The organism is Streptomyces sp. NPDC015346, assembly GCF_043078785.1.
In the GTDB taxonomy this organism is placed as follows: domain Bacteria; phylum Actinomycetota; class Actinomycetes; order Streptomycetales; family Streptomycetaceae; genus Streptomyces.
The window spans coordinates 266,358-289,730 of record NZ_JBIBTW010000003.1; the positions used below are offsets into that span (position 1 = coordinate 266,358).

The 23,373-nt window shown below is 74.1% G+C and carries 21 protein-coding genes and 1 pseudogene; 9 read left to right on the forward strand and 13 right to left on the reverse strand.

Annotation, left to right across the window (positions count from 1 at the left end; translation table 11 throughout):
- The first annotated feature begins 162 nt into the window (after positions 1–162).
- On the forward strand, positions 163–1,563 hold the full coding sequence (locus ACF06X_RS12130; protein WP_392287144.1) for a geranylgeranyl reductase family protein: 1,401 nt from the start codon (positions 163–165) through the stop codon (positions 1,561–1,563).
- Between the two features lie 77 nt (positions 1,564–1,640).
- Positions 1,641–1,757: pseudogene (locus ACF06X_RS12135) on the forward strand (TetR/AcrR family transcriptional regulator); the annotation flags it as partial.
- Between the two features lie 26 nt (positions 1,758–1,783).
- On the opposite strand, the gene ACF06X_RS12140 reads toward ACF06X_RS12135, so the two are convergent.
- From ACF06X_RS12140 to ACF06X_RS12150, 3 genes are all read right to left on the reverse strand, one after another.
- On the reverse strand, positions 1,784–2,533 hold the full coding sequence (locus ACF06X_RS12140; RefSeq protein ID WP_392287686.1) for a maleylpyruvate isomerase family mycothiol-dependent enzyme: 750 nt from the start codon (positions 2,531–2,533) through the stop codon (positions 1,784–1,786).
- Between the two features lie 79 nt (positions 2,534–2,612).
- Entirely contained in the window at positions 2,613–3,845 is a 1,233-nt protein-coding gene (locus ACF06X_RS12145; protein ID WP_392287145.1) for an MFS transporter, read from the reverse strand.
- Positions 3,846–3,877: 32 nt separating this feature from the next.
- The gene (locus ACF06X_RS12150) at positions 3,878–4,522 is read right to left on the reverse strand and encodes an endonuclease (RefSeq protein ID WP_392287146.1); all 645 of its coding nucleotides are present in this window, start codon (positions 4,520–4,522) and stop codon (positions 3,878–3,880) included.
- A gap of 110 nt (positions 4,523–4,632) precedes the next feature.
- Between ACF06X_RS12150 and ACF06X_RS12155 the strand changes: the two genes are divergently transcribed.
- Positions 4,633–5,859 carry an ROK family protein gene (locus ACF06X_RS12155; RefSeq protein ID WP_392287147.1) on the forward strand — a complete coding sequence of 409 codons (1,227 nt, stop codon included), beginning with the start codon at positions 4,633–4,635 and terminating at the stop codon, positions 5,857–5,859.
- 88 nt (positions 5,860–5,947) lie between these two features.
- Positions 5,948–6,718, forward strand: a complete 771-nt coding sequence (locus ACF06X_RS12160; protein WP_392287148.1) for an SAM-dependent methyltransferase — start codon at positions 5,948–5,950, stop codon at positions 6,716–6,718.
- Between the two features lie 53 nt (positions 6,719–6,771).
- Here the strand turns inward: ACF06X_RS12160 and ACF06X_RS12165 are convergent, their stop codons facing one another.
- Both ACF06X_RS12165 and ACF06X_RS12170 read right to left on the reverse strand, forming a co-directional pair.
- Positions 6,772–7,374 (reverse strand): ATP-binding protein, encoded by a 603-nt coding sequence (locus ACF06X_RS12165; protein ID WP_392287149.1) that lies wholly within the window; start codon positions 7,372–7,374, stop codon positions 6,772–6,774.
- 195 nt (positions 7,375–7,569) lie between these two features.
- A complete protein-coding gene (locus ACF06X_RS12170) occupies positions 7,570–7,875 on the reverse strand; it encodes a hypothetical protein (protein WP_392287150.1) in 306 nt (101 codons plus the stop codon).
- Between the two features lie 184 nt (positions 7,876–8,059).
- Here ACF06X_RS12170 and ACF06X_RS12175 point away from each other — a divergent pair, with 184 nt between their 5' ends.
- Positions 8,060–9,280: a PLP-dependent cysteine synthase family protein gene (locus ACF06X_RS12175; RefSeq protein WP_392287151.1), complete on the forward strand. Its 1,221-nt coding sequence runs from the start codon at positions 8,060–8,062 to the stop codon at positions 9,278–9,280.
- Here ACF06X_RS12175 and ACF06X_RS12180 read toward each other — a convergent pair.
- The 3 genes from ACF06X_RS12180 to ACF06X_RS12190 form a co-directional block, all read right to left on the reverse strand.
- Positions 9,240–9,788, reverse strand: coding sequence for an SRPBCC family protein (locus tag ACF06X_RS12180; RefSeq protein WP_392287152.1), 549 nt, complete (start codon positions 9,786–9,788; stop codon positions 9,240–9,242). The two genes, ACF06X_RS12175 and ACF06X_RS12180, sit on opposite strands and share 41 nt — an antisense overlap.
- A gap of 121 nt (positions 9,789–9,909) precedes the next feature.
- Positions 9,910–10,356, reverse strand: coding sequence for an SRPBCC family protein (locus tag ACF06X_RS12185; RefSeq protein WP_392287153.1), 447 nt, complete (start codon positions 10,354–10,356; stop codon positions 9,910–9,912).
- A 7-nt stretch (positions 10,357–10,363) separates the two neighbouring features.
- Entirely contained in the window at positions 10,364–11,194 is an 831-nt protein-coding gene (locus ACF06X_RS12190) for a DeoR/GlpR family DNA-binding transcription regulator (RefSeq protein ID WP_392287154.1), read from the reverse strand.
- Between the two features lie 135 nt (positions 11,195–11,329).
- On the opposite strand from ACF06X_RS12190, the gene ACF06X_RS12195 reads away from it, so the two are divergent.
- Positions 11,330–13,801 carry a hypothetical protein gene (locus ACF06X_RS12195; protein ID WP_392287155.1) on the forward strand — a complete coding sequence of 824 codons (2,472 nt, stop codon included), beginning with the start codon at positions 11,330–11,332 and terminating at the stop codon, positions 13,799–13,801.
- On the opposite strand, the gene ACF06X_RS12200 is transcribed toward ACF06X_RS12195, so the two are convergent.
- From ACF06X_RS12200 to ACF06X_RS12220, 5 genes are all read right to left on the reverse strand, one after another.
- Positions 13,771–16,224 carry a right-handed parallel beta-helix repeat-containing protein gene (locus tag ACF06X_RS12200; RefSeq protein ID WP_392287156.1) on the reverse strand — a complete coding sequence of 818 codons (2,454 nt, stop codon included), beginning with the start codon at positions 16,222–16,224 and terminating at the stop codon, positions 13,771–13,773. The two genes, ACF06X_RS12195 and ACF06X_RS12200, sit on opposite strands and share 31 nt — an antisense overlap.
- A gap of 82 nt (positions 16,225–16,306) precedes the next feature.
- Complete coding sequence (locus ACF06X_RS12205) at positions 16,307–16,915, reverse strand: hypothetical protein (RefSeq protein WP_392287157.1); 609 nt, start codon at positions 16,913–16,915, stop codon at positions 16,307–16,309.
- A gap of 149 nt (positions 16,916–17,064) precedes the next feature.
- Positions 17,065–17,889 carry an MOSC domain-containing protein gene (locus ACF06X_RS12210; protein WP_392287158.1) on the reverse strand — a complete coding sequence of 275 codons (825 nt, stop codon included), beginning with the start codon at positions 17,887–17,889 and terminating at the stop codon, positions 17,065–17,067.
- An 86-nt stretch (positions 17,890–17,975) separates the two neighbouring features.
- Positions 17,976–18,455: a DUF6643 family protein gene (locus ACF06X_RS12215; protein ID WP_392287159.1), complete on the reverse strand. Its 480-nt coding sequence runs from the start codon at positions 18,453–18,455 to the stop codon at positions 17,976–17,978.
- 414 nt (positions 18,456–18,869) lie between these two features.
- Complete coding sequence (locus ACF06X_RS12220) at positions 18,870–20,072, reverse strand: glycosyltransferase (RefSeq protein WP_392287160.1); 1,203 nt, start codon at positions 20,070–20,072, stop codon at positions 18,870–18,872.
- Between the two features lie 58 nt (positions 20,073–20,130).
- Here ACF06X_RS12220 and ACF06X_RS12225 point away from each other — a divergent pair, with 58 nt between their 5' ends.
- The 3 genes from ACF06X_RS12225 to lnt all read left to right on the forward strand — a co-directional run bounded on the left by ACF06X_RS12225 (position 20,131) and on the right by lnt (position 23,356).
- Positions 20,131–20,916, forward strand: a complete 786-nt coding sequence (locus ACF06X_RS12225; protein WP_392287161.1) for a glutamate racemase — start codon at positions 20,131–20,133, stop codon at positions 20,914–20,916.
- 60 nt (positions 20,917–20,976) lie between these two features.
- Positions 20,977–21,609: a hypothetical protein gene (locus ACF06X_RS12230; RefSeq protein ID WP_392287162.1), complete on the forward strand. Its 633-nt coding sequence runs from the start codon at positions 20,977–20,979 to the stop codon at positions 21,607–21,609.
- 136 nt (positions 21,610–21,745) lie between these two features.
- A complete protein-coding gene (gene lnt / locus ACF06X_RS12235; protein WP_392287163.1) occupies positions 21,746–23,356 on the forward strand; it encodes an apolipoprotein N-acyltransferase in 1,611 nt (536 codons plus the stop codon).
- The last annotated feature ends 17 nt before the right edge of the window (positions 23,357–23,373 follow it).

Consider the following 23,373-nt stretch of genomic DNA (forward strand, 5'->3'; position numbering starts at 1 on the left):
ACGCTCCTGGTGGCTGCGACGTTGTGACGTTGTCAGGGCGACTCGCCGTATCGGTGGTACGGCGAACGCATGGTCGATCCTACGGCTCCGGTCCACGGGGGCCGCGCCGTAGGATGCCGCAAGAGCTTGGACCATCGGTCGGATCAGGAGCAGAAGCACATCGTGAGCAGCGAGAACGCAGACGCCGAAGAGGTACGCGCGGGACTGTCGCAGGACGCCGTGACCGTCTGGGACGTGGTCGTGGTCGGCGCCGGACCGGCGGGCGCGTCGGCGGCGTACGCGGCGGCGGTCGCCGGCCGCCGGGTGCTGCTCCTGGAGAAGGCCGAGCTGCCCCGCTACAAGACCTGTGGCGGCGGCATCATCGGGCCCTCGCGGGACGCGCTGCCGCCCGGCTTCGAACTGCCGCTCCAGGACCGGGTGCACGCCGTCACCTTCTCCATGAACGGCCGCTTCGCCCGCACCCGCCGCTCGCGCCGGATGCTCTTCGGGCTCGTCAACCGGCCCGAGTTCGACGCCGGCCTCGTCGAGCAGGCGCAGAAGGCGGGAGCCGAGCTGCGGACGGGCGTGACGGTCTCCCGGGTGGAGCAGCACGGACCCGCGGTGCCGGACCGGCGGACGGTCGCCGTCGTCCTCGCGGACGGCGAGACGGTGCTGGCGCGGGCGGTCGTCGGCGCCGACGGCAGCGCGGGCCGGATAGGAGCGCACGTCGGGGTCAAGCTCGACCAGGTGGACCTCGGTCTGGAGGCGGAGATCCCGGTTCCGCCGCCGGTGGCCGAGGACTGGAAGGGGCGCGTCCTCATCGACTGGGGGCCGCTGCCGGGCAGTTACGGCTGGGTCTTCCCGAAGGGCGACACGCTCACGGTCGGCGTGATCTCGGCGCGCGGTGAGGGCGCGGCCACCAAGCGGTATCTGGAGGACTTCATCGCCCGGCTCGGCCTCGCGGGCTTCGAGCCGGCGATCTCGTCCGGGCATCTGACCCGCTGCCGGAGCGACGACTCGCCCCTGTCACGGGGCCGGGTGCTCGTCTGCGGTGACGCCGCCGGTCTGCTGGAGCCGTGGACCCGCGAGGGCATCTCCTTCGCGCTGCGTTCGGGACGGCTCGCGGGGGAGTGGGCGGTACGGATCGCCGAGGCGAACGACGCCGTCGACGCGCGCCGCCAGGCGCTGAACTACGCCTTCGCCATCAAGGCCGGGCTCGGCGTGGAGATGGCGGTCGGGCGGCGGATGCTCGCGCTGTTCGAGCGCCGGCCGGGGCTGCTGCACGCGACGATCACCGGTCTGCGTCCGGCCTGGAACGCGTTCACGGACATCACCCGCGGCTCGAGCTCGCTCGCCGGACTCGTCCGGTCTAACGGCGTGGCGCGCCGGGCGCTGGACCTCCTGGACCGCCGGATGGAGTCGACGGGCGGTTCGGGCACCCGGGGTGTGAAGGACCACCGTCCGGAGGACGACGAGGAATCCCCCGCCGGCACGGAGACGGGTTCGGAGGCCGGTGCCGGGACGGGTGCCGGCCCGGGGTCGGATGCCGGGTCCGGGCGCGGTGGAGAGCGGGCGGCGGACTGAGCCGACTCGGCGCCCGGATTCGGGGCCGGGCTCCGGGCCGGTCCGGGTTCGGGGCCGACCGGGTTCCGGGCGGGTCCGGGCTCGTTTCCTTCGAGGTCTTCGGCCAGTTCAACCGGGCCGTCGAGGACCGGGAGGCCTACTTCACCGCCGCCGACCGCCTACGCCGCGACATCGGCCTCCTGCCCCGCCCCTGACGGCGGGTGAGGTGCGGGGTGCGCTCTCAGGTGATGCTGGACGTGGTCCGCCAGAGGCGGGCGAGCGAGGCGTCGCCCGCCACGGAGACGGCGCCCTCGGGCAGCCGGTTCCAGAGCGCCAGGTAGAGACGGTCGGCGGGTCCGCTCAGCTCGCAGTCGACGGGACCCATGGTGTCGGCGTCCTCCGGAGCGGTGTGCGGCACCTCCGGTGACAGCCGTACGGTCCACACGTCACCCGTGTCCGTCGTCCGTACGCGCAGGGTCCGCGGCTCCGCCGTCCGCACCCGGCTGCGGTCGCGGCCGTGGAAGCCGCGCAGAAGTTCGTCGATCCCGTCCGCGGCCAGCCTGGGATCGACCGGGCCCAGGACGCCGGCCGGCAGGGCCGATTCGGCGTCCGCCCGGTGCACGGTCGTCTCGTGTGCCTGGCGGCGCGCCCAGAAGGCGAGGGCGGACGGGGCGGGCAGGAACGTCCAGCACTCCAGCGACCCGGGCGCCGCGCGCAGGGCGGCGACGAGCCCGGCATGGCCCTCGCGGTAGTGGTCGAGCAGCTCGTCGCCGTCGAGGTCCGGCTCGCCGCCGTCCGGGACGTAGGAGAGGTGGCCCTCGGCGACGAAGGCCGTCGCCCAGCGGTGCACCGTCGTCGTGTGGCGCAGGAGATCCCGCACCCGCCAGCCGGGGCAGGTCGTGACCGGGGCGTCCGGCCCCGCTTCGGCCGCGACGTCCGCCAGGGCCCGGCCCGCCGCGTCCAGCGCCCCGATGTGCTCATCGATCTCCATGATCCCCATCCGCCGGATTCTGTCAGAGGCGGGCGCGGCGGGGGAGGGGAAGGCGGAGGCGGCCGCCCGCCGCACCCCGCTACTCGACCGGCGCCGGCGCCGGCACCCGGGCGTTCCGGGCCGCGTAGCCGATCACGGCGGCGCCGGCCGCGAGGACGGCGACCGTGGTCAGGGCCAGGGGCAGCGAGAACCAGTCGGCGAGGAAGCCGATCGAGGGCGGGCCGAGCAGCATGCCGCCGTAGCCGAGGGTGGAGGCGGCGGCGACCCCGCTGGGGCCGGCGAGCGCTCCGGCGCGGGCCACGGCGACCGGGAAGATGTTGGCGAGCCCGAGGCCGGTCACCGCGAAGCCCAGCAGAGCGAGCCAGATGCTCGGGGCGAGGGCGCCGAGCAGCATGCCGGCGGCGGCCGTCGTCCCGCCCGCGACCAGGGTGCGGGTCTGGCCGAGCCGTTCGAGCAGCGCGGTGCCGGAGAGGCGGCCGACGGTCATCGTCAGCGCGAAGAGCGAGTAGCCGGCGGCGGCGACGCCCGGGTGCGCGTGCAGGTCCTGCTCCAGGTGGAGCGCGCCCCAGTCGGCCAGGGCGCCTTCGCCGTACGCGGTGCAGAGCGCGATCACCCCGAAGACGACGACGAGACCGCGCGAGCCCGCCGCGCGTCGCGGCCGGTCGGCAGAGGTCGCGGAGATCTGCTCCGGCGGGGCGGGGGAGGGCTGCCGGAGCAGTACGGGACCGGCGGCGGCGGTCAGGAGGAGCCCCGCGACGGTCAGGCCGAGGAGGTGGGTCGCGGGGGAGACGCCGCCGGCGACGAGTCCGCCGAGGCCCGCGCCGAGCATGCCGCCGAGGCTGAACGCGGCGTGGAAGCTCGGCATCACGGGCCGCCGCAGCGCGGCGACGAGGTCGACCGCGGCGCTGTTCATGGCGACGTTGATGCCGCCGTACGCGGCGCCGAAGAGGAGCAGGACGAGGCCGAGGGCGAGGGGGGAGTGGGTGAGGGCGGGCAGGGCGATGGAGAGGGAGAGCAGGACGGCGGTGACGACCGTGACGGCGTGGCTGCCGAAGCGTCGGCAGAGGCGGCCGGTCAGGGTCATGGTCACCACGGCGCCGGCGGACACGCCGAGGAGCGCGAGGCCGAGATCACCGGCCGAGGCTCCGGTCTGCTGCTTGATGGCGGGGATCCGGACCACCCAGCCGGCGAAGAGGAAGCCGTCGAGAGCGAAGAAGAGAGTGAGGGCGAAGCGGAGGCGGGACAGGGAGGCAGCGGTGTCTCCGCCAGGGCCCCCCGGAACGGCCGTCCGTACTTTGTTTAGTAGCGGCACAAACCCAGGATAGGGGTGGGCGGGGGTGCTTTTCAACCGGACCGCGCCGAGCGCGCCAGCGACGCCCGCACCAGGGCCGCCGCCAGGTGGGGCAGTTCCTTGCGGGGGACCAGGTCGGCCAGGGTGTCGGCGTCCGAGGGGAGGTGGGCGCGGCGCGCGCCCTTGAGGGCGCGGGCGTCCAGGTACGGGGCCACCTCCGGCCAGACCCCCTGCACCTCGCGCAGGAAGATGTCCGCGCCCGCCGGACCGACGCCGGGCATCTCCCGAAGCGCCGACCGGAGCGCCTCCACGTCCCCGTCCGCCGCCTTCCGCATGCGCCGCAGGTCCCCGCCGTACTTCTCGAGCAGCAGCTCGGCCTCCTCGCCCAGCTGCGTCGCCGTCCGCTCGTCGTAACGCCGGTAACCACCCTTGCCGAGCGCGTCCACGCGCTGCTGCCAGCTCGCCTCCCGCATGGCCCGCGGGTTGCGCATCCCCGCGTCGAACAGCGCGGCGGCCGCGGCGACGGCCGTCTCCGCGCGGATCCGCGCGCTCAGCAGATGGGCGAGGACGAGCAGCTGGTACAGCGGCTGCGGAGTGTCCTTGAGCCGGATACCGGCCTGCTCGGCATAGGTCTCACGCCCCTGCTCCGCCAGGAGCTCCCGTACGTGCTCTGCCGCTGCCGTGTCGGAGCGTGCCATGACGCCTCCCGTGACGCCCGCGGTGGCTCCCCCCCCGTTCCGCCGCGCCGCTACCCGCCCCGCCCGCCCGGCAAACCGCTTCCCCCTCCGATCATGGGAGACTCGCCCTCATGAACGGCAAGGCGACGACGACCAGAACACGGCTGGACAGGGGGCGCGGCGCACTGGGGCCCGCGCTGGAACTGGTGCACACGGGCCGCGCGCCGACCCGCGCCGTGCTCACCGCCGAACTCGGCGTCACCCGCGCCACCGCGGGCGCCGTCGCCGCCGAACTGGAGGCCCTCGGCCTCATCCGGGTCGACTCCAACCCGGGCGCCGCCGCCGGGTCCCAGGGCCGCCCCTCGCACCGTCTCGCCGTCGACGACAAGGGCCCCGTCGCCCTCGCCGCACAGGTCCACGCCGACGGCTTCCGTGCCGCGCTCGTCGGCCTCGGCGGCACCATCGTGGCGACCGCGCCCGGCTGCGTCACCGTCTCCGCCGACCCCGCGCAGGTCCTCGGCGCCGTCGTCGAGGCGGGCGCCGACCTGCTCCGCGAGAGCGGGCGCCGCTGCGTCGGAGCCGGGCTCGCCGCGCCGTCGGCCGTCGCCGAGCCCGAGGGGACCGCCCTCAACCCGCTGCACCTGGCCTGGCCCGCGGGTGCGCCGGTACGGGAGATCTTCGCCGAACGCGTCCGTGCCGCGGGCATCGAGGGCCCCGCCTTCACCGGTAACGACGTCAACCTCGCCGCGCTCGCCGAGCACCGGCACGGCGCCGGGCGCGGCGCGCGGGACCTCCTGTGCGTCGCCACCGGCCACCGCGGCGTCGGCGGCGCCCTCGTCCTCGACGGCCGCCTCCACACCGGCAGTTCCGGTCTCGCGCTCGAGGTCGGGCACCTCACGGTCAACCCCGAGGGCCGCCCCTGCCACTGCGGCAGTCGCGGCTGCCTCGACGTGGAGACCGACCCGCTCGCCTTCCTCACCGTCGCCGGACGCGAACCGGGGCCCGAGGTCTCGCTGCTCCAGCAGGCGCGCGACCTGCTCCGCGACAGCCCCGGCGACCCGGGCGTACGGGCCGCCACCGAGGAGCTCATCGACCGGCTGGGCCTCGGCCTCGCGGGTCTTGTGAACATCCTCAACCCGGACCGGATCATCCTCGGCGGCCTGCACCGCGAGCTGCTCCACGCCGACCCCGAACGGCTGCGCGCGGTCGTCGCCGACCGCAGCCTGTGGGGCCGCAGCGGCGGAGTCCCGATCCTCGCCTGCACCCTCGACCACAACAGCCTCGTCGGCGCCGCCGAGTTGGCCTGGCAGCCGGTGCTGGACGATCCCCTGGCCGCGCTGGGGAGACCGGAGGCCTGACCAGGAGCCCGGTCACCCCCCCCGGCCCGGCGGGGCCCGTCCGGGAATTCCCTGGCCGGCCGGCTCCGGACGAACTAGCGTCCGGATCGTGACCGACACCGACGAAAACCTCCCCCCGCGCCTCGGCAGCCTCACCTTCCACGGGCCGCTCTCCGAGGCCCGTGCCACCCGCCTGATCGAGCGGCTCGCCGCGCACTCGCCCGCCACCGTGCTCGACATCGGCTGCGGCTGGGGCGAGTTGCTGCTGCGCGTCCTGGCGGCGGCACCCGGTTCGACCGGCGTCGGTATCGACATCAACGCCGAGGACCTGGCCAGAGGCCGGCTCCTCGCCAAGGAGCGCGGGCTCGCCGAGCGCGTCGAGTTCGTGGAGGAGTCGGCGCTCGGCACCACCCGCGGCCCGGTCGACGCGATCCTCTGTCTCGGCTCCAGCCAGGCGCTGTGCGACCCCGGACAGCCGCACGACCCGGCCGCCGCGCTGCGTGAACTGCGGCGCCTGGTCAAGCCCGGCGGCCGGGTCGTCCTCGGTGAGGGTTTCTGGCAGCGGACGCCCACGGCGGAGGAGTTCGCCGCGATGTGGCCCGGCGCGCACGCGGGCGACCACCTGCCGCTCGGGCCGCTGGTGGACCTGGCGATCGAGGCGGGCTTCCGTCCCGCGTGGATCGAGACGGCGAGCGCCGAGGAGTGGGAGGAGTTCGAGTCCGGCTACCGCCACGACACCGAGGTGTGGCTGGCCGCCCACCCCGACCACCCGCTGGCGGCCGAGACCCGCGAACGCGTCGACCGCCAGCGCTCCACCTGGCTGAACGGCTACCGGAACGCGCTCGGCATCGCGTACCTGACCCTCGTCCCGGTCGGCTGACGGCTCGCGCGCCGGACCCGTGGGTCCCGCGGGGGCGCGGGGCGCCCCGGACGTCAGCCCGCGAGGGCCGACCGGGCGACGGCGGGGGCCCGGGCAGGCGCCGTGGGCGTGCCGAACGGGATGCCTTCCAGGCTCGTGCCGTGGGTGCCGTGGAAGGGGCTGTGACCGGCGAAGGGGCCGTCGGTGGTCGCGCCGTACACGGCGTGCGAACGGGACGGGGCCGCCACGGCGGGTGCCGGAGCCGGAAGGGTGAACCAGACGACCTTCCCGGTCTCGCCGTGCGGGCGGATGCCCCAGCTCTCGCTGACCGCCTCGATGATGGCCAGACCGCGCCCCGACGTGGCGAACTCGTCCACCTCGCCGAGGCTCTCGCACCTCGGCCTGCCGCTGAAGTCCGGTATGCGCGGGTCATGGTCGGTGACCGAGACCGTGAGGCGGTCGAGCAGCAGCTCCATCTCCACGGTGCACCTCTTGTCCGGCTGGGCGTGCCGGTGAACATTGGTCAGGAGCTCGGTGACACCGAGCGCCGCATGGTCGATCAAGGCGTCGAGATGCCAGTAGCGCAGATGCGCCGATACGATTCTGCGGACCTGACCGATCCGCGACGGCAGGGCCTGGAGCTCCACCGTGCAGTGCCTGCTTGGCTCGCTGATCACGGCTGCGACTCCCCGAAGTAGGTCCGGAAGAAGACGAGGGATCGGATCTGAACGTGTGCTGCGCACGGCGGCGGGCTGGATCACAGCGTCACCGCCGGTAAACCCTCGGTGAGGTGGTTCCAGCGTGAACCAGTGGTGACCGGCCCGCAACTCGCCGCGATCCCCCGCAGGTCAGGTCGCGCGTCGTCGCACCGCTCAGCGGTCCTTCGTCGCCCTCTTCAGCGCGTCGAGGAACCGCCCGGGGCCCGACGCGCGGTCGCGCCGCCCCTCCATGGTCAGGCGGTAGCGCGTCCCGTTCACCGTCGCCACCGTCTCGTCCGCCTTCGCGAACCAGGGCCGCCCCGCCCGCACCGAGGTCACCGGGGCGCTGTCGATCTCGCTGCCGTAACTGGTCAGCAGCGACAGCCTGCCGTCCTCGATCCGGACCTCGCCCGCCCGCGTCAGCGAGCGGGGCCAGCGCTCGATCCGTACCCCCGTCGCCGTGAACTCCGGCTCCGCCATATCACTCCGCCCCCTTCACACCGATTGCTCCGACCAGTGTGCCCGCGCACGCCGCAGGTACGCCAGAGGCCCTCTCCCAGCGCGTCTGCAAGGTACTCCTATGGACCCCCAAAGCGAACGTTTGCGCAGGTGAGGGAGTTATCGTCACCAGTGGGGACCGTTGTGGGACCGAGGAGAGGCACGCATGGGCACCACGGAGAACATCACCGAGAACAGCGCGGACAGCGCACGCGCCGGCGCGGACACCGGCGCACGCAGCGGCGCGGACGGCGGCGCCGGCAGCACGGCCGCCACCAGAACCGCGCCACTCCCCACCGTCGACGTCGACCGCAGCGACCCCGCCTACCGCGCCTGGCTGAAGGAAGCCGTCCGCAAGGTCCACGCCGACGCCAACCGCTCCGCCGACACCCACCTCCTGCGCTTCCCGCTGCCCGAGAAGTGGGGCATCGACCTCTACCTCAAGGACGAGTCGACCCATCCCACCGGCAGCCTCAAGCACCGCCTCGCCCGCTCCCTCTTCCTCTACGGCCTGTGCAACGGCTGGATCCGGCCCGGCAAGCCCGTCATCGAGGCCTCCAGCGGCTCGACGGCCGTCTCCGAGGCGTACTTCGCCAAGCTGATCGGGGTGCCCTTCATCGCGGTGATGCCCCGCACCACCAGCTCGGAGAAGTGCCGGCTGATCGAGTTCCACGGCGGCCGCTGCCACTTCGTCGACGACTCGCGCAGGATCTACGAGGAGTCCGCCGCCCTCGCCGAGCGGACCGGCGGCCACTACATGGACCAGTTCACCTACGCCGAGCGGGCCACCGACTGGCGGGGCAACAACAACATCGCCGAATCGATGTACCAGCAGCTGAGGCTGGAGCGCTATCCCGAGCCCGCCTGGATCGTCGCCACGGCCGGCACCGGCGGTACCTCCGCCACCATCGCCCGGTACGTGCACTACATGCAGCACGACACCCGCATCTGCGTCGCGGACCCCGAGAACTCCTGTTTCTTCGACGGCTGGACCCACAACGACCCGCAGGCGACCGCCGACTGCGGCTCCCGCATCGAAGGCATCGGCCGCCCCCGCATGGAGCCCAGCTTCGTCCCCGGCGCGATCGACCGGATGATGAAGGTCCCGGACGCGGCCAGCGTCGCCGCCGTCCGCGCCCTGGAGACCGCGATCGGCCGCAAGGCGGGCGGTTCCACCGGCACCGGACTGTGGAGCGCGCTGAAGATCGTCGCCGAGATGGTCCAGCACGGCCGCACCGGCAGCGTCGTGACGCTGATCTGCGACCCGGGCGACCGCTACCTCGACAAGTACTACTCCGACGCCTGGCTCGCCGGACAGGGCCTGGACATCGCGCCGTACGCCGCCGCTATCGACCAGTTCCTGGAGACGGGTGTCTGGCCGGAATGAGCCGCCGGTCCAGCCGCCGCATCGCGTCGCGGAAGGAGAGGCCGACACCCGGGCGCGCCAGGCGCATCGCCGTGCGGAACGCGGACGGGCCGTCTGCCGCCATCGTCCAGCGGACCCGTGTGCCGGAGCCGACGGGGGAGAGGACCCACTCCTCCAGCATGGCCCGCACGGCCGGCGCGTTGGTCTCGTCGACGCGGTAGGCGTACCGCGTGTCCGACTCCCGGGACATGATCGTCTCCTGGAAGAAGACGCCGCCCCGCAAGCGGACGGTCCGCCCGGTGCCCCCACCGGTCGGCGTCGCCGAGACGACGGCACGGAACCAGGAGGGCCAGCTGCCCACCTCCTCCGCCAGCGAGCGGTGGACGGCCGAGGGCGGCGCCGCCAGCTCGGCCGTGAAGACCAGGCGTACGGGCGCCGTTGAGACGAACCCGAGCTCCACGAGCTCGAGTCGGCGCGCGGGACGGAGCGTGGGACGGCGCGCGGGGCGGAGCGTGGGTCGACGTGCCATGGTCCGTACCTCCGGGGGCGAACGGCGGTGCACGGCGGTGGGCCAATCGTCTCGTACACGGGTACGAGGGCGAACCCACCCTAGCTGTCGGACCGTCAGATGTCCGCCCGCCCGGCGGAGTTCACCGCCGCGAGCCGAAGCCCAGGAGGCCGTCCAGGGCCCGGCCGAACATCAGCCGCCCCGCGAGCACAAGTACGGGATCGAAGACCCGGGGAACCCCGCGTACGCCGAGCTCCTCGGTCCACACCACCCGCGCGCCCTCCGGCGTCCCGTACACCTCGATACCCGCCCGGCCGAGGACGACCCGCCCGCGCTTCTCCAGCCGGCAGACGCCCGCACGCCCCGGAGCCGGCGGCTCCCACCGTACGACCTCCATCAGGTCGTCGAAGGCCAGCGGCCCGACGCCGGTACGGGCCGCGAACCTGGTCCCCACCCGCGTGGGCCCTTCGGTGAGCACCCGCGTCCGGGTCAGCGGCACCCGCGCGCCGTGCGCGGGCCAGTCGGTGACCCGTCGCCACGCCTCCCCGGCCGGCAGGGCCGTGGAGCGCTCGATCCGGAAGGGCCGCACCGCCCCGTCACTCCTCGTCCTCGCCCGCCACCACCAGGCCCGGCAGGTGCTCCGCCATCTCCTCCCGCGTCCGCGGTGAGAGCCCGCGATCCGTCACCAGCGTGTCCACCTCGTCGAGCCGGGCGAACGAACTCAGCCCGACCGTCCCCCACTTGGTGTGGTCGGCGACCACCACCACCCGGCGGGCCGAGCGCATCAGATGCCGGTTCGTCTCCGCCTCCGCCAGATTCGGGGTCGACAGACCGGCCTCCACCGAGACCCCGTGCACCCCGAGGAACAGCACGTCGAAGTGGAGGGAGCGGATCGCCTGATCGGCCACCGGCCCCACCAGCGCGTCCGACGGCGTCCGCACCCCGCCCGTGAGCACGACGGTCGCCGCGCCGGGCTTGGCCTCGCCCGAGGCGCTCTGGCCCCGCTGCGCCGTGTGGAAGACATCGGCGACCCGCACCGAGTTGGTGACCACCGTCAGATCCGGCACGTCCAGCAGATGCCCCGCCAGGGCGAACGTCGTCGTCCCACCCGACAGCGCGATCGCCGCGCCGGGCGCGACCATCCGCGCCGCCGTCCGGGCGATCTCGTCCTTGGCGCTGAGTTCGAGCGCCGACTTCGCCTCGAACCCCGGTTCGTGCGAACTCGTCTCGACCACCGGCACCGCCCCGCCGTGCACCTTCTCCACGACACCCTGGCGGGCCAGCGCGTCCAGGTCCCGGCGGACCGTCATGTCGGAGACATTGAGCCGCCGCGTCAGCTCGTTGACCCGTACACCGCCGCGCCGCCGCACCTCGTCCAGAATGAGGGCGCGCCGCTGCTCCGCGAGGAGATTCTGATGGTCGCTCACCACCGGGGCCGGTCCTTCCGAAGGGGACTAGGGGATTGGTGTCGGATTCCGTGAGAGGCCGTGCGCACGCGCACACCCTTCCGCGATCCTGTTGTATGCCGTCGAATCCTCCCACCCAGAGAGCGAGACACCGAAGTGTCCCCTGCCACACCTGCCCCGGCGAGCGGGGGCGCGGCGCTCGAGCTCCTCGTCCACGGTGTCGGAGGAGCGACCCCGCAGGCCATGCTCGACGACCCGCGCACGGTACGGATCACCGGCGACACGACCGCCGCCATGCACCGCCGCGCCGACGACCTCGACGCGGAGGAGCACCCCGAGCGTTACGCCGAACGCCCGGTCCCGGAGGCGTACTGCTGGTCCAACCTCACCTCCGGCAACGGCACCCGCGCCCTCTGGCTGCTGCTCCTGCCGTTCATGGTCGTCAACCTCGCCCACTGGATGCGGCCGCCGACCCAGGACCGGCCGCGTCTCGTCCGGCTCTACGGCGTGCTGGTCCGGCTGGTCGCCCTCACCCTGACCGTGCTCCTGACCGCCGCCGCCTGCGAGGTCGCGCTCGATCTGACGGCCTGGCAGTGCGCGGGGACGGTGGCCTGCGCCGAGGACCGCTCCTGGCTGGGCTTCCTCTCGGCCGAGCGGGGCGGCTGGTGGTCCCAGCCGGGCCGCCGGCTCGCGCTCGCCGCCGTCGTCCCGGCCGCCCTGGTGGGGCTCCTCTGGTACCTGTCGAACCGCACGTGGAGCGCGTACGAGGCCCAGCGCCCGCCCATGGGCTACGACGACACTCCCGCCGCTCCGGACGCTCCCCTCGCCCCCGCACCGGCCGCCCCGGAAGCCTGTGGACCGGCGTCGGACGAGGCCGACGACGCCCCCGACGTTCCCCACGCCTCCGGCGCCCACGAGCCACTGCCCCCGGCCGCGCTGCGGCCCGCCCTCGGGCGCCCCGGATTCTGGTACGGCCGCCGGCTCGTCGCGCGGCTGCGCGCCGCCCACACCGCCGCCGGCTTCCTGACCGTCGCCGCCGCCCTCACCGGAGCCGCCGCCCGCCACGACCGCTCCGCCGCCGACTCCCTGCGGGAGGTCTGCGGCTGGGCGCTGCAGTCGTCCTTCGTCGTCCTCGCGGCCGTCGTCCTCTGGGTCGTCTGCCGCCGGGGCCGCAGCGAGCGGCGCCTCGACCTGCGGCTCGAACGGACCCTGGTGTCCTGGCTGCCCGGCGCCTCCCTCGTGCTGCTCGTCCTCGCCGTCCTCCACGCCGGCTGGTCCCGCCCCGGCTGGCGCTCCAGCGGCACGCTCCCCGGCGACGCCACCTTCGGCGTCCTGACGCTCGCCCAAGGCGGCCTCGTCGTGGCCCTGGGCGTCGTCGCCCTCCTCCTGCACCGCCCGCACCGCGATCCCCGCACCGCCCTGTACGGACTCGGCGGCCCCGCCGTCGCCATGCTCGCCTGCGCGCTCGGCGGCGTGATGTCCGGCGGCGTGGCCCAGCGAGTCGCCGACTGGCTGGACGGCCCCGGAACGCCGGGCATGGGCCACGGCCCGCTCGTCGGCCCGCCCGTGCTGCTGAGCTGGCAGGCGTCCGTCATCCCCGTCCTGCTCCTGATGCTGCTCGCGCCGGGCGTCTTCCTCGTGGTACGGACCGCCCGCGCCGCCCGCCGCCTCGGGCCGGTCGTCGAGGCGCAGTACGGCACCGAGGACCCGGACCCAGTCCGTACCGCACGGATCGCCGGGGCCCGCGCCCGCGCCTCGCTCACCGACTCCGCGCCCGTCCTCGTCGGCATCGTCTCCGGCGCCACGCTGCTGCTCGGCGCCGGGGCCGTCGCCGGGGCGTGGGCCAGCGGGAACGTCCCCGGCCGCGCCTTCGAAGGCGCCCACCCCGCCGTCGCCGCCGCCGCGGACACCGCGCAGTCCCTCGGCTCCTGGATGATCGGCTTCGGCTTCATACTGTTCGTCACCTGCGGCCGCCGGGCCTACAAGGACGCCTCCGCCCGCCGCACCATCGGCATCCTCTGGGACGTCGGCACCTTCTGGCCGCGCGCCGCCCACCCCTTCGCCCCGCCCTGCTACGCCGAACGCGCCGTCCCCGACCTCACCTGGCGCATGAGCGCCTGGACCCGGCACACCGGCGGCCGGCTCGTGATATCCGGGCACTCCCAGGGCAGCGTGCTCGCCGCGGCCGCCGTCTGGCAGCTGCCGCCCGCGACGCGCAGCAGAGTCGCCCTGCTGACCTACGGCTCCCCGCTGGAGCGGCTCTACGGGCGCTGGTTCCCCACCTACTTCGGCCCCGGACCGCTGCGGGCCCTGCACCGCACCGTCCACTGCTGGCGCAACCTCTACCGGGACACCGACCCGATAGGCGGCCCCGTCCGGGTGCCCGCCGAGGGCGTGAAACCGGCCGTCGACCGCGACGTCCTGCCCGACCCGGTCGTCTACGGCCGTACCGACGCGCACCCGTTGCCGGAACCGGTCCTCGGCCACTCCGACTACCAGGCCGACCCGGCCTTCGCGGTCGAACGGGCCGGGCTCCTGGACCGATTGCTGCCCGCCATGCCCCGCCAGCGTGCCCCCCACATCGACGACGTCCCGCGTCAGGGCAGTTCCGGCAGGTCCTCCGGATAGAGCAGAGTCAGGTCGTCCGTGCTCACCTCGGTGAGCACGGCGACCCGGCCCGCGTGCCGCTCCACCATCGACTCGAACGTCTGCCGCGCGGTCCGGCCGTTGCCGAACGCCGGGCCCTTGGGCAGCTCGGTGAAGTACTTCCGCAACGCCTCGTCCGTGCCCGGAGCCAGCCGGTACTCGTGCTCGTCCGCCTGCTGCTCCACGATCCGCACCAGCTCGTCCGGCACGTAGTCGCTGAAGGTGATGGTCCGTGAGAACCGCGAGGCCACACCGGGGTTGACCGTCAGGAAGCGCTCCATCTCCGCCGTGTACCCGGCGACGATCACCACGACGGCGTCCCGGTGGTCCTCCATCAGCTTCACCAGGGTGTCGATCGCCTCCCGCCCGAAGTCCCGGCCCGAGTCCTCCGGCGACAGGGCGTACGCCTCGTCGACGAAGAGCACCCCGCCGCGCGCCCGGTCGAACGCCTCCTGGGTCCGGATCGCGGTCGACCCGATGTGCTCGCCGACCAGGTCGACGCGGGAGACCTCCACGAGATGGCCGCGCTCCAGCACCCCGAGCGAGGCGAGGATCTCGCCGTAGAGCCGGGCCACGGTGGTCTTGCCCGTGCCGGGGTTGCCGGTGAAGACCAGATGGCGGCGGACCGAGGCCGCCTTCAGTCCCGCCTCCTGCCGCCTGCGGCCCACCTCGATCATGTTGGTGAGCGTGCGCACCTCGTGCTTGACGCTCTCCAGACCGACCAGCGCGTCCAGTTCGCCCAGCACGTCGTGCGAGGAACGCGCCACGGGCGCCGGCCCGAGATCCGCCGCGGCCGGCGGGGCGGCTGGCACGGCGGGGGAGCGCGGTGCCGGAACCGTACCGAGGAGACCGGCCGACTGCGTCGCCGTCAGTACGGACCCGGTGTCGGCCGGAGCCGAACGCACCCCGCTCTCGTCGCTCGTGCACTCCTCCGCCACCGGACCGCCGCCTCCGAGGCCCTCGCCCTGGGCGCCGCCGCCGTCGGCGAACTCGTAACCGCCGCGCGCGCACCGCTCCGTACGGCACTTGCGCAGCGTCGTCCGGCAGCCGTCCATCACATGGAAGCCGTAACCGCCGCTCCCGGTGACCCGGCAGCCGTGGAAGGTCCCACGCCCCTCGGCGGAGACGTAGAAACCGGCCTCGGCGGGCGAGGTGACGGTGCATCGCTCGATCGTCGGATCGGCGCCCTTGGTGACGATCACCCCGGTCTGCACGGCGTCGATGGTGCAGCCGCTCAGGGTGCCGCCGCTGCCGTGATCGCGGAACCAGGCGCCCGTGGACGCCTCCCGGATCCGGCAGTCGTCCAGCTGAGCGGTCGCCCCGTCGCTCACCGACACCGCCGTGTTCCGCACCTGCGACAGATCGCTGTCGACGACGTCGGCGCGCGAACCCCGGTCGAGCACGAACAGCGCGTCCGGCACGTCGTGCACCCGGCACGCGTCGAGGACCGCCGTCGCCCCGTCACTGACCCACACGGCCGGATAGTCGCCCGTACTGTCGTGGATCTCGCACTGGTTGGCGTCCACGCGCGTGCCCGGATCCCACACCGAGAGCCCGTTGCGCCCGAAGCGCCGCACCGTGGAGCGGGTCAGCGTCAGCACCGAACGCGAGCGCAGATCCACCGCGTTCTCGGGGATGTCGTGGATGTCGCAGTCGGAGAGGGTGAGCACCGCGTCCGTGTCCAGCGTGATGCCGTCGGCCGAGGTGCGGTGCACGGAGGAGTCGGTCAGATGGGCGGTCGCACGGGCGGCGATCTGCAGCCCCGTGCCCTTGATCTCGTACACCTCGCAGCCGATTCCCTCCAGGCCGCTCCCCTCGCCGTTGACGGCGATCCCGGCGCCCGAGGCGTGGTGCACCCGGCACCGTTCCAGGCGCGGATGCGCGCCGCCGCGCACGGAGATCCCGGACTGACCCGCCGAGACGATCTCGCACTCCTCGAACACCCCGCCCGCGCCGTCGAGTACGGCGATGCCGACGCCGGCCGGATTGTCGACCGTGCAGCGGCGGACGGTCGGCCGGGCCGCTCCCCGGACCTCGAGCCCGGCGGCGGAGCGGGTCACGATCCGCAGATCGAGCAGCTCCGGAGTGCCGTCCTCGACGAGCAGCGCGGGCGCGGCGGCGTCCTGGCCCTCGATGTGCAGATCCTGGACGGTGGCCGAGGCCCGCACGGTCAGCGGTACGCCGTCCAGCGGCGCGATCCGCACCGAGCCGATACCGCCCTCCGGGCCGCGCAGGGTGACGGCGCGTCGGATGACGAGGTTCTCCCGGTAGGTCCCGGGCGCGACGGTGAGGACGTCGCCGTCCCCGGCGGCCTCCAGGGCCGCGGCGAGGGAGGCGTACTCACCCGTGCGGCGCCGCCACCGCGATGTGCCGGTGTGCGTCACCTGGACCGTGCCCTGTGCCATGGGTGTGCTCTGCCCCCGCCTCATGCGTCGCCGCTCGTCCGATGCCCCACCGTAGCGCGCGCGGCGGCGCCGGGTTGACGGGTCAGCTGCCCGCGCCCGTACGTCCCCAGTCGGGGCCCGCCTCGGCCCAGGCGCGGTCGAGACGTTCGTACCGCCGATGTACGAGACGGCGTACGACCACCCGCCTGGCGGCCTCGACGAAGACGCCGGCCAGGGCCGCCGCGAGCAGACCGACGATCACCGCGTGCGCGTGGGCGGTGTCCGGCCGCATGGGCGCCGTCACGGGCCGCCCGCTCCGGTCGGTCCAGAGCGGGAAGGTGTCGCCCGGATCGGCGGACTCGGGGCGGGCGGCCACCGTCCCCGTCCTCGGCGTGCCGTCGGGCGCCGTCCAGCGGGCCACCACGGGCCTGCGGAGCTGCTGCTCCCCGGCGGACTCGGGATTCCGGAAGCCGGGCGCGGGGGCGCCGGAGACCCGGACGACCCGGGCCGTGGTCTCCCGCTGCTGTTCGTACTGCGCCTGGACCGCACGCTGGAGGGAGGCGTCGGTCCGCGCGGCGGAGATCCAGCCGACGGCGGGCACCGCGCACGCGAAGAGGACGACGGCCGTCAGCGCGACCCATGCCTCGATCAGGTCGGTGGTCCGGCACAGGGGGTTGCGCCGCCAGCGCCAGACTCCGGTGGCTGCCCGCACGATCCGCACCCCCTGCCTCGTTCCGCGCTCTCCCGAGCTCTTCCAACGAGTCTGCCCCGAGGGCGGGTTCCCCGCCCGTCGGGACGGGAAGTGTGACGCGTTTCCCCGCCCGGGTCGCCCCGCGCGGTCCCCGCCCGGGGGGTGCTGGTTCAGTCGAGGATCTTGAGCTCGTCGCCGACCCGGATCGTGCCGGTGTGCTCGGGGACCAGGTTCTGGCCGAAGATCAGCCGGCTGCCGTCCTTGCGGTGGCGGGCGAGCGTGCGCAGCGGCTCCTTGCCGCGCTCGGCGGTCGCCTGGTCGGTGGTGGTCACGACACAGCGGCCGCAGGACCTGGCGACCCGGAAGGCGACATCCCCGATGGCGAGCCGGGTCCAGCCGTCCTCGGCCCAGGGCGCGGTGTCGTCGACCACGACGTTCGGACGGAAGCGGTTCATCGGCAGCGGGCCCTCGTCGGCGTGGTCCCCCTGGGCGATCAGCGCATTGAGGGCGTCGAGGGAGGAGGTGGTGGTGACCAGGAGCGGGAAACCGTCCGCGAAGCTCACCGTCTCGCCCGGCAGCGCGTACTCCGGCTTGATCGCACGCCGGTGCGCCGGCTCGTCCATGTGGACCAGCCGGGCCTCCGTCCCCAGATGGGCGCTGAACCACGCGTCGGCCGCGGCGCCGGCCGGGACCGCCTCCACCGGAGTGTCGAAGACCTCCACCCGGATCGTGGACGACGGCCGCGGCAGCCCGACCGACAGCGCGGGCAGGCCGGGCGCGGACAGCCGGACGCCGCCGCCCGGCAGCGCCTCGGCCGAGGCCAACGCCATCCGCGGATGACGGCGTTGGGTGACGACCGCCCCCGACGCGTCCACCACGGCCCAGCGGCGGTCACCGGCCAGTCCCCATGGCTGGACCTCCGCCTCAGCGGTCGCGAATCCGCGCAGCGCCTTGACCGGGTGGACGTGGAGGGAGCGGACGACAGGAATCGGCATACGGTCATCCTGCCAGCCGCCCCGGAGGGGGCGTCGTCAGCGCCTCTCGACCGTCAGCGCCTCTCGACCGTCGGTCCCTCGGGCCGTCAGTACCCTCCGCCCTGGTACGGGCGGTTGTACGGGTCGTCGTAGGGAGCGGGCGCGGGAACCGGTCGTGCGGCCGCCGGGCGCATGGCCTCGTACCCCGTGGCCACCGGACGCTGCGGCTGCTGGGGATGGACGCCCGGGTAGCCGCGCGGACCGGTCGGCTGCTGCGGGATGTACGGCGCCGGAGCGTGCTGCAGCGGCACGGGGGCCATCTGCTGCATCGGCTGCATCTGCTGCGGGTAGCCGTACGCACCGCCGCCGGTGTACGCAGGGGCGGGGCCGGGTGCCGCCGGGAGGGCGGGCAGGGCCGCGGGCAGCGCCGGCAGGTAGCTGTTGCCGGTGTCGTACGCGGAAGGCACTCGGATCGGGGCGATCTGAGGCGTGCCCCGCTCAGCGACCAGGGAGTCGTAGATCGGGGTGTCGGGGAACGACGGCGCGGTGTAGTAACCGCCTCCGTAGGTGGAGCGCGGGGAGGTCATGGCACATAAGTTAAGCCCACGATGTGCTGGTTGGGGAGCCCGATAAGAGGGTTGTTTGACGGGTTCTGAGTGACCGTCGATCCACAATGCGAGCGAACGCGACAAAAACGGTCGCCCGGAGAAGCGTCGATCTTGAAAACCCGAGCTGGGGAGGGGTTACCCACGGGTCTCCTTCGACTCCTCGGGTGCGTCCGCCATGCCCGGCATTAGGTTGACGTAAAGAAATCTTGATGCGCGTGAGGAGCCAATGTTCCGGTGTCGGCGCTTGCTGTGCGCGTCGAATTGGGCCGGCGTTCAGGTGCGGGAGTGCCGGATGTCGATCCGCGGCGCTACTCCTTGTGTCGGGAAAAGTGCGCTCCGACGCGGACTTCGTTTTCCGGGGGCGCGGCGACCTCGTCGTCCGGCGCGAGGCCGCTATCGGTCGGGTGCGGCCTCCGGACGGGAGTACGTCCGGCCCTTCCAGGCCGCGCCACGGCCGCGGTAGTGCAGGACGGCCGAGTCCACCGTCATGAGGAGATAGAGGAGCGCGGTGAAGGGGAGGGTGAGCGCGAGCCAGAGGGGCTGGCGGTAGTAGCGGAGCATCGGGAGGTACGTCCCCGCCATCACCGCCCAGGCCAGCCCGCCCGCCCAGCCCGCCACCGCGTCACCGCCGAGCAGCCCGACCGCCGACGCCAGCGGGGGAGCCAGATAGACGACCGCGAGCCCGGCGACCGTGCCCGCGAGCACGAGAGGGTTGTGGCGGAGCTGGGCGTAGGCGCTGCGCGACACCATCCGCCACAGGTCGGCCAGGCGCGGATAGGGGCGGACGCTGTCCACCCGCTCGGCGAGCCCCAGCCAGATCCGCCCACCCGCCCGGCGTACCGCCCGGGCCAGCGACACGTCGTCGATCACCGCCTGCCGGATCACGTGCGGCACCCCGGCCCGCTCGGCCGTCTCCGACCGCAGCAGGACGCACCCTCCGGCGGCCGCCGTCGCCCGGGGGCGGCCGCCGTTGATCCAGCGGAAGGGGTAGAGCTGCGCGAAGAAGTAGACGAACGCCGGAACGACCAGACGCTCCCAGAAGCTCTCCACCCTCAGCCGGGCCATCTGGGACACCAGGTCCAGCTCGTGTCGGACCGCCGCCGTCACCAGCAGGCGCAGACTGTCCGGCTCGTGGGCGATGTCCGCGTCCGTCAGCAGCAGAAACTCCGGCCCACGCGCGCGTGCCAGGGCCATGCCGTGGCGCAGCGCCCACAGCTTCCCGGTCCAGCCCGGTTCCGGCTCGCCCGGAGAGACGACGGTCAGCGGCAGCCCTCCGTACCGTACGGCCAGCTCGCCGGCGAGTTTCCCGGTGCCGTCCGTACTGCCGTCGTCGACGAGGACCACCTCCGCGTCGCCCGGATAGTCCTGCGAGAGCAACGACGGCAGGCTCAGCGGCAGCACCTCCGCCTCGTCCCGCGCCGGTACGACGATCGCGACCCGCGGCCAGACCGGCGGGGCCATCGGGTCGGCCCGGTCCACGCGCGCGTGGACCGGGGGAGGCAGGCGCTGATCGGTACGCCAGAAGAACCCCTGACCCAGCAGCAGCCACCCCCAGGCGGCCAGCGAACCCACAGCGATCCAGGCAATGGCGCTCATTCGCCGCAGTCTGCCCCAGATCGACGGCGGCGCAAGGGTGGTCGGCTAGGGTGACCGGGTGAAGATCGCGCTCATGGACTCCGGAATCGGCCTGCTCCCGGCAGCGGCCGCGGTTCGCCGCCTGCGGCCCGACGCCGATCTCGTACTCTCCTCCGACCCCGACGGCATGCCCTGGGGCCCGAGGACCCCCGAGGACCTCACCGAGCGCGCGCTGGCCGTCGCCCGCGCCGCCGCCGCGCACCGGCCGGACGCCCTGATCGTGGGCTGCAACACCGCCTCCGTCCACGCCCTGCCCGCGCTGCGCGCCGAGCTGGAGCCCCGCGTCCCGGTGATCGGCACCGTCCCGGCGATCAAGCCCGCCGCCTCGGACGGCGGAAAGGTCGCCATCTGGGCGACCCCCGCCACCACCGGCAGCCCCTACCAGCGCGGACTGATCCGCGCGTTCGCCGCGGACGCCGAGGTCACCGAGGTGCCCTGCCCCGGACTCGCCGACGCGGTGGAGCAGGGGGACGCGGAGGCCGTGGACCGCGCCGTCGCGGCCGCCGCGGCGCTCACCCCGCCCGACGTACGCGCCCTGGTCCTCGGCTGCACGCACTACGAGCTGGTCGCCGACCGGATCCGCGCGGCGGTGCAGCCGGCCGACCTGCCGCCGGTTGTTTTCCACGGCTCGGCCGGGGCAGTCGCCGCACAGGCGCTGCGCCGGATCGGCGCGGAGCCCGCGCCCGACGCGCCCCCGTCCGGCGGTCTGACGGTGCTGCTGAGCGGACGGACGGGAGAACTCCCGGCGGCGGCCCTGAGCTATGCGGAAGGCCGACTCCTCGCCGCCGCGGCCCCGGCACGCTGACGATCACGGGGCAGCGGCGAGCGAGCGCCGCACAAGCGGAACGTGAGTAGGCTGCGAGCCATGAGGGACCATCCCCGCCATCCTCACCACCCGCGACCCCTGGAGACCGAGGTACCGGTACCCGAGGTCTGGACCGGCCGCGCCACCAACCGCGCCCAGTGGCTCCTCGCGATCGCCGGCGCCGCCTTCGTCGCCCTGGGCATCGAGATCGCCGTCGCCGCCCCGTGGAGGTCCGGCATCGTCGCCCTGCTGATGTCGGTGATCGGCTGCGTGGCGGTCGGCCTCCTGATGCTGTTCGGCACCCTCGCCTTCGTCCATGTCGCGGTGAAGGTCGACGACCGCGCCCTGGAGGTCCGCTGCGGGCACATCGGCCTGCCGCGCCGCCGGATCCCGCTGTCGCAGGTGACCGGCGTCGACATCGCGGCGAAGGTCACGCCGCGGCACTGGGGCGGATGGGGATACCGATGGCTGCCGGAGAAGGGGACGGGCGTCATCGTCCGGCGCGGCGAGGCCCTGGTCCTGACGCTGGTCGACGGCCGCACCTTCACCATCACGGTCGACGACGCCGACTCCGCCGTCCGCGTCATCCGCGACCGCCTGAGCCGCGCGACCCCCGAACCCCCGCCCGCGCCTCCCACGCCTCCCACGCCCCCGGTCCCGCCCATCGCACCGACGGGTCCGACGAGCGCCTGAGCGTCGCCGTTCTGGCCAGGACCGGGATCGGCCGGACCAGGACCAGGACCGGGAGCTTCGGGATCTTCGGGGACCCGGTCGGGGCCGGGGCCGACCGGGATCTTCCGGGGCCGGGGCGCGCCGTAGACTCCGGAAGGTGAGCACCACGATCGCCCCCGTCGACGCCTCCGGCCCCGCCGCCGCCCCCGAGCCCGGCCGTTTCGGCCCGTGGCGTCTCGTACGGCCGGCAGCGGCCGCGCTCGCCGGGGTCATGCTCTTCCTGAGCTTCCCGCCCCGCCCGCTGTGGTGGCTCGCGGTGCCCGCGTTCGGACTGCTCGGCTGGGCTCTGCGCGGCCGCCGGCTCCGCGCCGGGTTCGGCCTCGGATACCTCGCGGGGCTCGGCTTCCTGCTCCCGCTGCTGATCTGGACCGGCGCCGAGGTCGGCCGGTTCCCGTGGATCGCGCTCTCCGCCGTCGAGGCGCTGTTCATCGCCGCCGCCGGGCTGGGGATCGCGGCCGTCTCCCGGCTGCCCGTCTGGCCGGTGTTCGCCGCCGGGGTGTGGATCCTCGCCGAGGCGGCACGCGCGCGTGTCCCGTTCGGCGGCTTCCCCTGGGGCAAGATCGCCTTCGGGCAGGCCGACGGCGTCTTTCTCTCCCTCGCGGCGCTCGGCGGCACGCCCGTGCTCGGCTTCGCCGTGGCCCTGTGCGGCTTCGGACTGTACGAGGTGATCCGGCAGGTCCGCGCCTGGCGGGCGAGCGGCGACGTACCGCGCGGGCCGCTCGCCGCGGCCGCCCTCGCCGTCCTCGTCCCGGTCACCGGCGCCCTCGCCGCACTGCCGCTGGTCGACGACTCCGCCGAGGACGGTACGGCGACCGTCGCCGCCGTCCAGGGCAACGTGCCCCGCCTCGGCCTGGACTTCAACGAGCAGCGGCGCGCGGTCCTCGACAACCACGCCGCCCGCACCACCGAACTGGCCGAGGACGTCGCGAAGGGCACGAAGCCCCGGCCCGACTTCGTCCTGTGGCCGGAGAACTCCTCCGACATCGACCCCTACGCCAACCCCGACGCGTACGACGTCATCGACAAGGCCGTGAAGAGCATCGGCGTACCGACCGTGATCGGTGCCGTCGTCGCCCCCGAGACCGGCAAGCTGCGCAACACCCTCATCCAGTGGGAACCGGACAAGGGGCCGGTCGCCACCTACGACAAGCGGCACGTCCAGCCCTTCGGCGAGTACATCCCGATGCGGTCCTTCGTACGGATCTTCAACAGCCACGTCGACCGGGTCAGCCGCGACTTCGGAGCGGGCCACGAGGTCGGCGTGTTCGACCTCGCCGGCACCAGGGTCGGCCTCGCCACGTGCTACGAGGCGGCCTTCGACTGGGCCGTGCGGGACACCGTCACCCACGGCGCCCAGCTGATCTCCGTACCGAGCAACAACGCCACCTTCGGCCGCAGCGAGATGACCTACCAGCAGCTCGCCATGTCCCGGGTCCGGGCGGTGGAGCACAGCCGCTCCGTCGTCGTCCCGGTGACCAGCGGGGTGAGCGCGATCATCCGGCCGGACGGCGAGATCGTGCGGCGGTCGGAGATGTTCACCCCGGACGTCCTGGTCGAGGAGGTGCCGCTGCGCTCCTCGCTCACCCCGGCGACACGGATGGGCACGCTGCCCGAGGCGCTCCTGGCGGCGGTCGCGGCCGCCGGCCTGGGCTGGTCCGCGCTGCGGGCCTTCCGCGCCCGCCGGGGCCCTGCCGGCCGTGTGGTCTGAGGAGACGGGTCCGCGAG

Coding starts and splice junctions, on each gene's coding strand:
- ACF06X_RS12215 (WP_392287159.1), bottom strand. CDS start 18,455: ATGACCTCCCCGCGCTCCACCTACGGAGGCGGTTACTACACCGCGCCG.
- ACF06X_RS12155 (WP_392287147.1), top strand. CDS start 4,633: ATGAACGGCAAGGCGACGACGACCAGAACACGGCTGGACAGGGGGCGC.
- ACF06X_RS12175 (WP_392287151.1), top strand. CDS start 8,060: ATGGGCACCACGGAGAACATCACCGAGAACAGCGCGGACAGCGCACGC.
- ACF06X_RS12200 (WP_392287156.1), bottom strand. CDS start 16,224: ATGGCACAGGGCACGGTCCAGGTGACGCACACCGGCACATCGCGGTGG.
- ACF06X_RS12150 (WP_392287146.1), bottom strand. CDS start 4,522: ATGGCACGCTCCGACACGGCAGCGGCAGAGCACGTACGGGAGCTCCTG.
- ACF06X_RS12140 (WP_392287686.1), bottom strand. CDS start 2,533: ATGGAGATCGATGAGCACATCGGGGCGCTGGACGCGGCGGGCCGGGCC.
- ACF06X_RS12230 (WP_392287162.1), top strand. CDS start 20,977: ATGAGGGACCATCCCCGCCATCCTCACCACCCGCGACCCCTGGAGACC.
- ACF06X_RS12220 (WP_392287160.1), bottom strand. CDS start 20,072: ATGAGCGCCATTGCCTGGATCGCTGTGGGTTCGCTGGCCGCCTGGGGG.
- ACF06X_RS12180 (WP_392287152.1), bottom strand. CDS start 9,788: ATGGCACGTCGACCCACGCTCCGCCCCGCGCGCCGTCCCACGCTCCGT.
- ACF06X_RS12170 (WP_392287150.1), bottom strand. CDS start 7,875: ATGGCGGAGCCGGAGTTCACGGCGACGGGGGTACGGATCGAGCGCTGG.
- ACF06X_RS12210 (WP_392287158.1), bottom strand. CDS start 17,889: ATGCCGATTCCTGTCGTCCGCTCCCTCCACGTCCACCCGGTCAAGGCG.